A 12,204-nucleotide genomic window follows, 5' to 3' on the forward strand; every position below is an offset into this window, starting at 1 on the left:
CACGGTGTGTTGAAGCCCTCTCAGTTTCCCCGATAGCGGTCCACCACGGAGGTGAACGTACCGGTGACCGTCTTGTGGCCCGGTACGCCGTCCAGGCCGAGCAGGTCGGACAGCGGCACCGTGCAGGACACCCGGACGGTGACGGTGGCCAGTTGGCCGCCGTCGGTGTCCAGCGTGCCGTACTCCGGGTCCCCGGTGGGTTCGGCGGCGCAGCGCACCGACCGGGAGGCCAGCGAGGTGCGGACGGCGTCCGCGGCGGCCTGCTGGGCGCCCTCGGGGGTGCGGGCCAGCGAGGCGGCCCGGGCGCCGGCCCGGGCGGCGGCGTCGACCACCGAGCCGGTGGTCTGCAGCCGTCCGGCGGCCACCGCCATCAGGGCGAAGCCGAGGATCACCGGCACCAGGACCGCCGCCTCGACCGCGAACGAGCCGCGCTCCCGGCGCGGGTCCGGCTTCCCGGTCCGCCTCCCGAACCAGCCGCGCTCCCGGCGCGGGTGCGACTTCCCGGTCCGCCCCCCGGCGGTCCGGATCCTCACGGCTGCCCCGGGGCGACGAACTTCTCCCGGGGCGCGCCGGCGGTCTTGGTGATCGTCGGGTTGACGAACGGCACCAGGGTCACCGGCCGCACGGTGACGGACAGTTGGTACAGGTCGGGGTCGCCGCCGAGCTGCTGCGGCGGCTGCTGGAGCCGCACCAGGTCGCCGAGCCGGTCGATGAACGCGGTGGCCCGTTCCTCGCCCGCACCGGGCTGCGCGCCGTTGATCCGTCCGGCCTCCACGCCCTCCCGGGCGGCTGCCAGCGCGGCCTGTTCCGCGTACCACCACAGGCCGGCCTGCACCACCAGGAGGATCGTGAACAGCACGGCCGGGAAGACGATGGCGAGGCTGATCGTCATCGCCCCCCGGTCGGACCGGCGGGCGCGCGGCAGCGGCCCGCCGGGGGCGGGCCGCCGGTGCGGGCGGCGGGTCACGAGGTCTTGCCGTCGGAGGTGACGTTGTCCGGGATCTGCTCCTTGACGTGGTTGCCGAGCTGGGTGATGGCGTAGACGACCGTCCCGGCGACGGCGACCAGGACCAGGACGGCGAGGGCGAGTTCGATGCTGATCGCGCCGCGGTCGCCGCTGCCGCGGGCCAGCCGCAGCTTGGCCAGGCGGTAGTCGACGGCGGGGCGGACGAGGTGCAGCGGGAGCAGCGGCCGCAGGGCGGTCGCCACGGTGCGGATTCGGGCCATGGTGTGGTCTCCAGGACGTCGAGGGGAGGGGCTAGGGCCTGTCCGGTCGATCTTGCCGGATCAGCGCGCGGCGTCGGGCGCCCGGCTGGGAGTGCCGGCCCGACGCCCTCGTACTGGATGTACTTGGGTGTTGGGCCGGTGCTTCCAGCCGGGATGATCCGGCGTCGCGCGCCCGGCAAGATCGGCCGGGCAGGGCCTGGGTGCGGTGGGGTCGGGCCGTCCGGCGGGGCGGCGGGGCGGTGGCGGGGTCACGGGGTGTCAGTTGGCGTTGAGCATCTGGTAGACCGCGGGGAAGGCGATCAGGACGGTCATCAGCAGGGTCAGGGCGGAGCCGGGGGCGACCATCCGTTCGCTGTCGGTGTTGGCCTTGGCGAGTTCCTCGGAGAGGAGTTCGCCGCGCAGGCTCTTGGCGCGGGCCCGCAGGGTGTCGTAGACGGCGGCGCCGTCGACGCCGGAGATCCGCATGATGTCGGCGACGTCCTGGAGCGGGGTGAGGCCCAGCTCCAGGGCGAGCGCGTCGAGTCCGTCCCAGGGCGGGAGCCGGTCGGTGGCGGCCCGTTCCAGGGCGTCGCGGATCCGCCGGAACACGGTGCCGCGCCCGACCGCGGCGGCCCGGCGCAGCGCCTCGGCGGGGCCGCAGTCGGCGGCCCGTTCGAGGGCGACGAGTTCCAGGTAGGCGGCGATGCCGTGCAGGTACTCGGTGCGGGCCTCCTTGGCCTCGCCGGAGACGATGCCGTCGGGGACGAACCAGAGCAGCGCCGCCAGCAGCGGCCCGACCAGCAGCGGGACGGCGAGCGGCAGGCCGTCGCCGATCACCGCGGCCATCACCGTCAGGTAGCCGGGCAGGGCGAACCCGAGGACGGCGAACAGCAGTTTGTGCGCCATGAACCGGGCCGGGCTGCGGCCGATCAGGGCGAGTTCCTGGTGCGGGATCCGCACCCCGGGCAGCCGCCCGGAGCGTTCGCCGACCCGGTCGTACCAGGGCAGCACGACGTCCTGCTCCTCGGCCCGGCGGGGTTCGGGGACGCGGTGCAGCCGGTCCAGGGCCTGGCCCAGGTCGGGTGGGGCGGGCCGGAGTTCGGCCAGCAGCAGGGCCACGCCGCCGGCCGCGGCGCCGCCGGCCAGCACCGCCCAGGGGGAGATCACCGGGCCTCCTTCAGCAGGGGTTCGTCCTCGGCCGCGGCGCCGTCCTCGGCGCCTCGGCGGCCGGGCAGCCGGCCGGTCCTGGAGCGGCGGTCGGCCTCCAGGACCCGGGGCAGCGGGGTGTGCCGGGCCAGCGAGCGCATCCAGCCGATCACCGCGACGAAGGCCACCGCCACGATGCCGAGCACGAGTTGGCCCAGCGCCGTGGAGTAGGGGGCGGTGTAGCGGGAGTTGAACGCGCCGATCACGATGACCAGCAGGATGATGCCGACCATCCAGCGGATCGTGGTGCGGTGCTTGGAGCGGTCGGCCTCGATGGCGCGCCGCTGCCGGACCTCCTCGCGCACCGAGTCCGCCATGTCGGCCAGCGCCCGGGCCAGGCCGGGCCCGCTGTCGCCGGCCCGCAGCACGAGGGCGGCGAGCACCTTGTCGGCGGTGGCGTCGGCGACCTGGTCGCCGAAGGCGCGCAGCGCGTCCTCGGGGCGCCAGCGGGACTGCAGCCGGGCGGCCAGGTCGGAGATCTCGGTCTCCAGGGCGGCCGGGGCGGTGCGCCGGCTGGTCATGATGGCCTGGTTGAGGCCGACGCCGAGCAGCAGCACGTCGGCCAGCCGCTGGGTCCACTCGGCGAGCGCCTCCAGCCGTTCGATCCGCCGGGTGTCGGAGCGGGTGGCGTCGAACAGCCAGGGCAGGCCGAACACGGCGGCCGGGACGAGCAGCGCGACCAGCGGGATGCCGGTGAACAGCCAGCCGCCGGGCGCGCCGAGCAGGGCCAGCGCCAGCTGGATCCGGCGCAGCCGGGCCATCCCGGGCGAGGCGGTGCCGGGCGCCCCGTACCAGAGGGTGTGCAGCCGGCCCTCCAGCGGGTTGTCCCGCTCCTCCTCGTCCACCGGCCGCCCGCGCAGGCCGGCGGCCAGCGCCACCAGCCCGCCGGCCAGCAGCAGTCCGCACAGCACGTACAGCAGCATCAGCGCATCCCCCCGATCCGCAGCGACAGCGGCGCGCTCCACGTCCCGTACGGGGAGCCGAGCAGGCCCGCGTCGAAGCCGGCCCGGCGCAGGTCGTCCAGGCAGTGCGGCGGGGTGACGGGGACGGCCCGGACCTCGCCGAGTTCCGGGCGCGGCCCGAAGACGGTGTTCAGCGCGGGGCGGCCGGACTCGCCGAGGCCCGCGACCTCCAGCACGTGCGAGACGAAGCGGTGCCGGCGGCCGCCGACGGCGGTCTCGTCGACCATCGCGACGTGCACGATGAAGTCCACCGCGTTGGCGGTGAGCCGGTAGGCGAGGGTGTCGGTCATGTGGGCGCCGTACTCGAGGCAGAGTTCGGCGATCCGGTCGACCACCATGTGCGGGCCGCGGGCGTGCAGGGTGCACATCGAGCCGCCCTCGCCGTTGGTCATCACCCGTAGCATCGGCACCACCTCGGCGGAGCGGACCTCGCCGACGATGATCCGCGACAGCGTCATCCGCAGCGCCGCCGGGATCAGCTCACCGATCGTCAACTCGCCCGCCAGGCGCCCGTCCACGCGTTCGCCGTTGCCCTCGCGGGCCTCCATCGGGACGACCTGCTTGAGGTGGCCCAGGGTGTGCAGCCACAGCTCGAACTCGGACTCCAGGGTGCCGACCCGCTCGTCCGGCGGGATCTCGGCGGCCATCGCGCGCAGCAGGCTGGTCTTGCCGACGCCCTGCGTCCCGGTGATCATCACGTTCTTCCGGGCCCGGATCGCGGCCGCCAGGAACGCCGCCAACGTGCTGTCCACGGTGCCGAGTTGGACCAGGTCGCTGAGCGTGGCGCTGGCCACCCGGTGCCGGCGGATCGCCACGTACGGGCGGGGCGTCACCTCGGTCATCGCCTGCAGGCGCATCCCGCCCTCCAGCCGCAGCGCCAGCATCGGGCTGGCGGTGGAGAGACTGCGCTCGCCGCCGCCGTGCTGGCGCGCCAGGTCCTGGAGCAGCTCGACCAGTTCCTCGTCGGTGTCGGCCACCGGCGGCACCTGCCGCAGCGGCTGGTGCACCCGCGAGACCCACACGTCGTCGCACCCGTTGATCAGGATGTTCTCGATCTCCGGGTCGTCCAGGTACGGCTGCAGCCGCCCGGCCCGGAACAGCAGGTCGTACACCGCCTCGGCGAGCACCCGGTCCTGCTCCCGGGTCGGCGGGATGCCGTGGGTCTGCGCGTACGCGTCCGACCAGCGGGCCACCGCCTCCTCGATCAGCGCCCGCCCGCGCTGCCGCCGGGTCGCCCGGTCGGCCTCGCTCCCGGACGCCTCCGACAGCCGCGACAGCTGCTGGTGCAGCTCCGCCGCGACCTGCCGCTTCAACTCCCGGGCCACCTGGGTGTCCACGGCCGGCCGCGCCCCCACCGGCGAGAGCGCGGGCACGCCCGACGCCACCGGCCCGGTCCGCACCGGCGGCTCCACCACCGGCGGCTTCCCCCAGGGCAGCCCGGCCGCCTCGGCCGAACCCCCCTGCGCCACCTGTCCGTTCACCGGCTGCTGCGACGGCAGCGGCCCCTGGTACGGGCTAGCGCGCACGCCGCACCTCCTCCCCCTCCGGACCGCCCTGCCCGGGCTGCCCGGGCTGCCCGGGCTGCCCCGGGAACGGCGCGGGCACGGGCGGCTGCGGCACCGCGGGCGGTGCGATGTACGGCGCGGCGTACGAGATCTGCGGCGCCTCCACCCGGATCGGCCACTCCCCCGTGAACTGCCCCGTCCCTTGCGGCTGGAACTGCTGCTGCTGGTACGGCTGCTGCGGGTACGACGGCGGCTGCTGCTGGTACGGCTGCTGTGGTTGTTGTTGCTGCTGCGGGTACGCCGGCCCGCTCACCGGCCCCGCCACGAACGGCGGCACCGGCTGCGGAGCCTGCACCTGCTGCGGGGGCAACGCGTGCTGCACGGGCTGCTGTTGAACGGGCTGTGCCTGAACGGGCTGCGGGCCGCCCTGAGCAGGCTGGGGGCCGCCGAGGCGCCGGCGGCGGGCGGCGGCGAGGTCCTGGATCCGGTCGGCGGTGGTGCGCGCGGTGCGCATCAGCTCGGAGCGGATGAAGCGCCGGTCGGTGGTGTCGCCGCCGTCGGAGAGCACCCGGGCGGTGCGCGGCGCGTGGGTGAGCGCCCCGAGCACGGGGAGCCGGAACTGCCGGGAGACCTCGCTCTCCGGGTAGGGGCCCTCGGCGACCAGCAGCAGGCCGAGGCCGTCCGAGCCGGTGCCGTGGGCGTCGAGGTCCTCGCGTAGCGCGGCGATCCGGGGCCGGGCGGCGGAGAGGCCGCGCAGGGTGGTGCGGACGGTGGCGGCCACCACGTCGGCGCGCCGGGGCAGCACCGCCATCGGCCCGTTGGCGCCGGAGCGGCCGAGGTCGAGCAGCACGTCGTAGCCCTGCGGTTCGAGCGCGTGCAGCGCCTCGACCAGGGGTTCCCAGGTGTAGGCCAGGCCGGGGGCCTGGGCCGGGTCGGTCAGGCCGGGCAGCAGCAGGCGTTCGCCGGTGCCCTGCGGGGAGACGTCGAGCAGCTGCTCCCACAGCGTCTCGGCGAGCAGCCCGCGCCGGTCGGCGACGGCCAGGTTGCGCAGCCCGTACACGGCCTCCACCCGGCCCTCCAGCGCCCCGGCCAGCACCGCGCCGCCGTCCGGGTCGCACTCGACCAGCAGCACCCGGCGGCCCGGCCGCAGCGGCCAGGACAGCAGCAGCGCGAGCGCGCTGCTGGTGGCCCCCGGCGCGCCCGGCCCGCCGAGCACGGCCACCACCGTCATCAGGACCCTCCGGCGGTGCGGGGCGCCAGGATCACCTGGAACTTGCCCCCCGCCACCCAGAGCGCCAGCCGGGGCCCGTCGGCGGGGCCGACGGCGACGTCTATCACGGTGCTGCCGTCGGTGTCGGGCCGGCCCACCGCGGAGACCACCGCGGTCATCGTGTCCGGGGTCCGGGTCGCGGTGCCGTCGCCCTTGGCGTCGGGCGTGTTGACGATCAGGATCTGCAGGCCGGGCTGCAGCTTGGTCGCGGGCAGCTGGGAGCGCTTCGCGGAGACCCCGACGATCTGCTGCCCCGGCTGGGTCGCCGGGTCGCTGGTCAGGTCCGACTTGACCAGCAGCGCCCCGCGCTTGAGGTCCGTGGTGGCCCGCAGCCCCACCGTCCGCTGCAGGTCCTGGGCGTCCAGCGGGTGCAGCGCCGGGTCCCCCGCGATGTGCGCGACCACCAGGTCGTCCGACCCGATCACCTGCCCCATCGGTACGTCCCGGGCCAGCGCCAGCACCGCGATCCGCTGCCCGCTGCTGTTGTACAGCACCGCCCCGCCCAGCCCGCCGGCCGCGATCAGCGCCGCCGCCATCGCCAGCATGGCGGGTCGCCGCCGCCGCGCGCCGAGTCGGCGCGGCGGGGTCGGCATGCTTCGGTTCTCCACCGCTCTGCGGCCTCTCACTCGTGACGGGACGTCGAACTCCGGGCCTCCCGGCCCCCTGGGCAGGTCAGTTCAGCACCTGGACCTCGTTGACCGGCACCTGCAGCATCCTGGTGCCCGTGGTCGTCCAGCCCATGTTGGTGGTGTCGACCGCGGTGGTGCCGTCCTTCCGGGCGGTCACGTTCCAGTCGAGCTGCACGTTGAGGGTGTACGCCTTGTCCTTCATCCCGGCCGAACTGCGGGTGAACAGGTGGCTGCAGGTCGGTGTCCCGCCCGCGCTGAACACCGTCCCGGTGTCCTGGCAGACGAAGGTCTGGGGCGGTTCGCCGGACCCGCTGTCCACCGTCCAGGTCACCCGCTTGAGGGTGATCGTGGTGACGACGCTGAACCCGTCGCCCTGCAGCGGGGCGCTGCTGAGCGGTCCGGTGACGTCCTTGGCCGGGTCGAGCCAGAACCACACCGGCGAGCCGACCACGGCGTCGGTGCTGGGGGCCGCGTGCAGCACGGGGTCGCCGACCGTGATCGTCTGCAGGGCCTCCCAGGCGAGTTGGCGCGGTGTCTTGGGCGGCGGGGCGGCCACCGGCTGGGCCAGGAAGACCTGGCCGCTCGGGACGAAGCCGTCGTCCAGGATGCACGACTTGTCGTAGATCGCGCCGTCCTTGGCGGTGTGGGTGCCCCAGACGGCCTCGGTGCCCAGCGGCTGCGGCTGCGACTCGATGTAGTAGCAGCCGGCCGAGAACGCCCCGCGGTCGTCGATCCAGCAGGGCACCTCGTGCCCCTGCCAGGTGCAGGTGGAGCCGCCGCCCCCGCCACCGCCGGACGTACCGCCGCCGCCGGTGCCCGGCGCGGTGCTCGACCCGTGGTCGCTGGTGCAGATGGTGCGGTCGGCGCAGGGGGTGACGACGGGGTCGTCGGCGCTCGCCGACGGAACGGCCGCGAGCGTCAATCCGACTCCGGTCATTGCACAAATAGCGGCGCGCCAGGCGGAGTTCAGCATGTCTTGGTCACCTCACGGGTGAAGTCGGCGATCAGCCAGCGGTTTCCGTATTTCTTCATCAGGGCGGTCGCCGGATAACGCGACAGCCGCTGTTTCGGATCCTTGATCTGCTTGGTGGCGGCGTCCGCCTGGTGCCAGTCGGACACGTCGAGGCAGTCGTCGATCGTCGCGGTGGGCGGATTCGCCTGCAGGTCGAGGCTTTTGAGAACGGGCGCGGTGCGCGGCTGCCCGACCATGACGAGCTTGCTGTCGTGCAGTTGGGTGAGCGAGATCGCGGTGTCGGTGAACGCCGCCCCGGTCGCGTACTGGCGCAGCGCGACTCCGTCCGAATCCGATCGGCCGAGGACCTGCACCTGAACGTCCCACCAGGACTGATAGGTCGTCACCGCGTTGTGCCCCTCGACCCCTTCGGGGCCTTCCTTCGGGGCGGGGCTGCCGGACGGGGAGGCGGCCGCGGGGGCCGTCGCGGTGGCCCGGGGAAGGGTGCCCGAGGGTGTTCCGAGTCGGTCGGCGGATCCCGTGCCGGTGGCCGAACAGGCCGTCAGCAGGAATGGCAGGAGCAGCCCGCTGATCCCAACCGCCCCAGGGCGCACCAGAATTGAGCGCTGCCGCATAGCCCCACCTTGTTGCGGCCGGACCTGTGGTGGATCCGGACCGCGGATGTCGTCTGCCGTCCCCGGTTCGTTCTGAGGTCGCTCGGAGGTCGATTCTTCGCCACCCCTCCCCGGCACGGCAACACCCGGGGCCTCCTGACCTTACGCGGAAGGCGGATCGGTTGGGGCGTTTTCCCGCCACAGAACAGCCAAAAGTTCATCGGAAAACGGCAATCCGGCGAGCGCACCTCTCACGGCGGCGCGATTGCGCATCAGGAGTCTTCCCCCGTCACGGGGCACCAGGAGTCGGGCTTCGCCCGCGTTGGCCGGTTCTCCCCACCCCAACTGGCCTTCCACGGCGGGCTGGAGGTCGAGCGGGCCGACGGCGGCGGGCGCGCCGGGCACGCCGTGTTCGAGGACCCGGCCGAGGGCCCAGCTGAACGAGCCCTCGGCGCCGGGCAGGACGCCGTCGCGGCCGCGCCGGCCCGGGCTCCAGCGGCCGATCCGGCCCCACAGCGGGACGCGCGAGTGGGTGAGGAGTTCGCCGGCGCCGTCCTCGTGCCGCAGGGCGGTCCAGGTGTCGCGGTCGGCGGCCACGTCGGCGATCAGCAGGGTCTCCTCCTGTTCGCCGTGGACCATGGCGCTGGTGACCCAGTCCCAGGCGAGGCCGCGCCGGTAGGCGTTGTCGGGGGTGGAGCCGGCGGTGACCAGGGCGACCCGGCGGCCGCGCGGGTCGGCGACGAGTTGGCCGACCAGGCAGACCACCAGCCAGCGGGCGGGGCGCTGGGCGGCCTGCCGGAGGGCGGTGAGCAGGGTGTTGGCGTCGGCGTCGGCCGGGGGGCGGGTGACGGTGCTGCCGCGGGTGCCGGCGTCGAAGGTGCGGCCGGGGAGGGCGTCGGCGAGGGTGCGGGCGCCGTCGGCGGCGCGGGCGGAGCCGCCGTGGCCGCGTTCGGGGCCGCCGTCGGCGCCGATCACCACCAGTTCGATGCCACTGCTCACCCGTACCGCCCCCTCTGCCTGTTCCGTCCCCGGCCTGCCGTGCCGTCCCGTTCGGGCCGGTGTTCGGGCGCGGGGCGCCGCCGGAGGCCAAGGTATCGCCGCGGGGTGTCGGTGCGGGGCGGAATCGGTCCGATGAGCCCCAGCTCAGGGACCATGGACCCTGTTCGGGGCCGCGTCGGCGGGGGCACCATCGGGGGCATGGACCGTGACGACCGGGTGGAGAACCTCAGCGAGGCCGAGTGCCTGCGGCTGCTCGGCACCGTGCCGCTGGGGCGGGTGGTGTACACCGAGCACGCGCTCCCGGCGGTGCTCCCGGTGGCGTTCCGGGTGGCGGCGGACGGGCGGCTGGTGCTGGCGCTGCGCACCGGCACCCGGGTGGCGCGGGCGCTGGACGGCACGGTGGCGGCGTTCCAGGTGGACGACTTCGACCGGGCCGGCCGCTGCGGCTGGAGCGTGCTGGTGCACGGCCGCGCCGAGGTGGTGCGGGACGCGGGCGAGCGCGCCGCCCTGCACTCCGGCGGCCTGCGCCCGTGGATCCCGGAGCCGGGCCCGGAGTACGTGGCGATCAGCCCGGAGCTGGTCTCCGGCCGCCGGGTCCGCCCGGACGCCGCCGGCCAGGACACCTGCCCGGCGCCGCACCACCACCACGCCTGAGCCCCGCCCCGCCACCGCCGGCAGGCCCGGCTGCCGCCCCGCACCGCCCGCCCCCGCTGCCAGGTGACCGGCGAGTAGGAATACGCTGCGACTCGGCCCCGCCCGGGCCGATCCCTGCCCCCGACGCACCTGTGGAGCGCACCGTGACGACCTTCGCCTCGCTCACCGACCTGACCGCCGCGGTCGGCACCGAACTCGGCACCAGCGAGTGGCACACCGTGGACCAGGACCGGGTGAACCTGTTCGCCGAGGCGACCGGCGACCACCAGTGGATCCACGTCGACCCGGAGCGGGCCCGGCAGACGCCGTTCGGCGGGACGATCGTGCACGGCTACCTGACGCTCTCGCTGCTGCCGGTGCTGGCCAAGGAGTGCTACGGCGTGGAGGGGATCGCCATGGCCCTCAACTACGGTTCGGACAAGGTCCGTTTCCCGGCCCCGCTGCCGGTGGGCACGGCGGTCCGGGCGACCGCGGTGCTGGTGTCGGCGGAGGAGGTGCCGGGCGGCGTGCAGGCGGTGGTCCGGTTCACCATCACCAGCGAGGCGAGCGCCAAGCCGCACTGCGTCGCGGAGGCCATCACCCGCTTCTACCCGGTCGGCTGACCCTCCCCGCCTCCCCCACCATCCCCCTCCCCTCCCCCACCCGCTCTGCACGTCCTCTCCACGGACCGCCCCGAACCCCGGGGCGGTCCGTTCTCGTTGATCCGCACGGACCGGCCGCCCCTGCTCGACACGCTGTCCGGCCACCGCCCGGCGCGCCGCTGGTGATTTGCGAGGTTCGCCACCTTTCGGCCGGTAATGTCCCGGTCCGAGGTGCGCCGCCGCGCCGGGGTCCCCGGCGGTCCGGGCGCCGTCCTCCGGCCCGCCGTCGATGCCGCGGGGCGCGCTGCGTCCCGCCGTCCCGGTGCGCCGCCGTTCGGGTGTTCGACCGTGGAGGTACCGTGTCCCGCCCCGTCTCCTGGCTGTTCCGCGCCGGTGAACTGGCCGCCGAGGCCGGGCTCGCGCTGCGCGACGCGAAGCGCTCGTACCGGACGCTCCCCCGGGAGACCTGGCAGCGGATGCGCACCGACGCGTTCGGCGCCGATCCGTCGGGCTGGCGCCTGCACCGGGTGCGCAACTCGCCGCACTTCGTGGACGGCTCCTTCCGCAACCCGGTCGCCACCCGCCGGCTCGCCTACGCGCACACCCCGCTGGCCCTGATGCGCACCAAGCTCGCGGTCGACCCGAGCCGCCGCAGGCCGGCCGCGGCCGTCCCGGTGCACCGCCTGCTGCCGATGGAGCTGGCCGCCCCGGCCGCGTCCGGCCTGCGGCTGACCTGGCTGGGCCACGCCACCGTGCTGGCCGAACTGGACGGGGTCCGGGTGCTGTTCGACCCGGTGTGGAGCGAGCGCTGCTCCCCGTTCGACTGGATCGGCCCCAAGCGCCTGCACCCGGTGCCGCTGCCGCTGGCCGAACTCGGGCCGGTGGACGTGGTGGTGATCTCGCACGACCACTACGACCACCTGGACATGCCGACGGTGCGGACGCTGGCCGCGGGCGACGCGGTCTTCGCGGTCCCGCTGGGCGTCGGCGCGCACCTCGAACACTGGGGCGTCTCGCCGCGCCGGATCGTCGACCTCGACTGGTGGGAGTCCACCGAGCTGGACGGCCTGCGGCTGACCGCCACCCCCGCCCGGCACTACTGCTCGCGCGGGCCCCGGCCGAGCGGCCGGTTCCTCTGGTCGTCCTGGGTGGTGGAGGGCAAGCAGCACCGGCTCTTCCACAGCGGCGACAGCGGCTACTTCCCGGGGTTCGCCGAGATCGGCCGCCGCTTCGGGCCGTTCGACGCGACGATGATGCAGGTCGGCGCGTACTCCGAGCACTGGCCGGAGGTCCACCTGACCCCCGAGGAGGCCGTGCAGGCCCACCGGGACCTGCGCGGCAACGTGCTGCTCCCGATCCACTGGGGCACCTTCGACCTCGCCCCGCACCCGTGGGAGGAGCCCGCCGAGCGCACCGTCGCGGCCGCCCGGGACGCCGGCGTCACCCTGGCCGTGCCCCGCCCGGGCCGCCCCTTCGAGCCCGCCGACCCGCCGACCGCCGGCCCGTGGTGGCGCGCGGTGGCCACCGCCCCCTCCGGCGCGGACCTGCTGCTGCCGCCCGCCGCGGACTCCCCCGTCCCGGACAGCCCGGCCGCCCTCCCGCTACCGGACGCCCCGCTGCACTGAA

Annotated in this window: 14 protein-coding genes; 3 read left to right on the forward strand and 11 right to left on the reverse strand. The window is 75.1% G+C overall.

Going from position 1 to position 12,204, the window contains the following annotated elements; genetic code table 11:
* Nucleotides 1–20 precede the first annotated feature (20 nt).
* From IH44_RS0116610 to IH44_RS0116660, 11 genes are all read right to left on the reverse strand, one after another.
* Complete coding sequence (locus IH44_RS0116610) at nucleotides 21–533, reverse strand: TadE/TadG family type IV pilus assembly protein (protein ID WP_035955354.1); 513 nt, start codon at nucleotides 531–533, stop codon at nucleotides 21–23.
* Nucleotides 530–892: a TadE/TadG family type IV pilus assembly protein gene (locus tag IH44_RS0116615; RefSeq protein ID WP_063759626.1), complete on the reverse strand. Its 363-nt coding sequence runs from the start codon at nucleotides 890–892 to the stop codon at nucleotides 530–532. Before IH44_RS0116615 ends, IH44_RS0116610 begins: the two co-directional genes overlap by 4 nt.
* A 71-nt stretch (nucleotides 893–963) precedes the next feature.
* Nucleotides 964–1,227: a hypothetical protein gene (locus tag IH44_RS0116620; RefSeq protein ID WP_030460347.1), complete on the reverse strand. Its 264-nt coding sequence runs from the start codon at nucleotides 1,225–1,227 to the stop codon at nucleotides 964–966.
* Nucleotides 1,228–1,485: 258 nt separating this feature from the next.
* Nucleotides 1,486–2,373: a hypothetical protein gene (locus IH44_RS0116625; RefSeq protein WP_030460348.1), complete on the reverse strand. Its 888-nt coding sequence runs from the start codon at nucleotides 2,371–2,373 to the stop codon at nucleotides 1,486–1,488.
* Nucleotides 2,370–3,335 (reverse strand): type II secretion system F family protein, encoded by a 966-nt coding sequence (locus IH44_RS0116630; RefSeq protein WP_063759622.1) that lies wholly within the window; start codon nucleotides 3,333–3,335, stop codon nucleotides 2,370–2,372. The genes IH44_RS0116625 and IH44_RS0116630 overlap by 4 nt, the downstream gene beginning before the upstream one ends.
* Complete coding sequence (locus tag IH44_RS0116635) at nucleotides 3,335–4,900, reverse strand: CpaF family protein (protein ID WP_232794964.1); 1,566 nt, start codon at nucleotides 4,898–4,900, stop codon at nucleotides 3,335–3,337. The genes IH44_RS0116630 and IH44_RS0116635 overlap by 1 nt, the downstream gene beginning before the upstream one ends.
* Complete coding sequence (locus IH44_RS47270) at nucleotides 4,890–6,110, reverse strand: hypothetical protein (RefSeq protein WP_063759623.1); 1,221 nt, start codon at nucleotides 6,108–6,110, stop codon at nucleotides 4,890–4,892. The genes IH44_RS0116635 and IH44_RS47270 overlap by 11 nt, the downstream gene beginning before the upstream one ends.
* Nucleotides 6,110–6,742 carry an SAF domain-containing protein gene (locus tag IH44_RS0116645; RefSeq protein WP_051816977.1) on the reverse strand — a complete coding sequence of 211 codons (633 nt, stop codon included), beginning with the start codon at nucleotides 6,740–6,742 and terminating at the stop codon, nucleotides 6,110–6,112. The genes IH44_RS47270 and IH44_RS0116645 overlap by 1 nt, the downstream gene beginning before the upstream one ends.
* 79 nt (nucleotides 6,743–6,821) lie before the next feature.
* The gene (locus tag IH44_RS0116650; RefSeq protein WP_157852346.1) at nucleotides 6,822–7,715 is read right to left on the reverse strand and encodes a hypothetical protein; all 894 of its coding nucleotides are present in this window, start codon (nucleotides 7,713–7,715) and stop codon (nucleotides 6,822–6,824) included.
* Between the two features lie 29 nt (nucleotides 7,716–7,744).
* Entirely contained in the window at nucleotides 7,745–8,365 is a 621-nt protein-coding gene (locus IH44_RS0116655; protein WP_030460354.1) for a hypothetical protein, read from the reverse strand.
* A 141-nt stretch (nucleotides 8,366–8,506) separates the two neighbouring features.
* Nucleotides 8,507–9,343: a hypothetical protein gene (locus IH44_RS0116660; RefSeq protein WP_030460355.1), complete on the reverse strand. Its 837-nt coding sequence runs from the start codon at nucleotides 9,341–9,343 to the stop codon at nucleotides 8,507–8,509.
* Between the two features lie 198 nt (nucleotides 9,344–9,541).
* On the opposite strand from IH44_RS0116660, the gene IH44_RS0116665 reads away from it, so the two are divergent.
* The 3 genes from IH44_RS0116665 to IH44_RS41120 all read left to right on the forward strand — a co-directional run bounded on the left by IH44_RS0116665 (nucleotide 9,542) and on the right by IH44_RS41120 (nucleotide 12,203).
* Nucleotides 9,542–9,997: a pyridoxamine 5'-phosphate oxidase family protein gene (locus tag IH44_RS0116665; protein ID WP_051816987.1), complete on the forward strand. Its 456-nt coding sequence runs from the start codon at nucleotides 9,542–9,544 to the stop codon at nucleotides 9,995–9,997.
* A gap of 143 nt (nucleotides 9,998–10,140) precedes the next feature.
* A complete protein-coding gene (locus tag IH44_RS0116670; RefSeq protein WP_035955368.1) occupies nucleotides 10,141–10,599 on the forward strand; it encodes a MaoC family dehydratase in 459 nt (152 codons plus the stop codon).
* A gap of 338 nt (nucleotides 10,600–10,937) precedes the next feature.
* Entirely contained in the window at nucleotides 10,938–12,203 is a 1,266-nt protein-coding gene (locus tag IH44_RS41120) for an MBL fold metallo-hydrolase (RefSeq protein WP_232794965.1), read from the forward strand.
* The last annotated feature ends 1 nt before the right edge of the window (nucleotide 12,204 follow it).

The organism is Kitasatospora sp. NRRL B-11411 (assembly GCF_000721345.1).
Lineage (GTDB): Bacteria > Actinomycetota > Actinomycetes > Streptomycetales > Streptomycetaceae > Kitasatospora > Kitasatospora cineracea.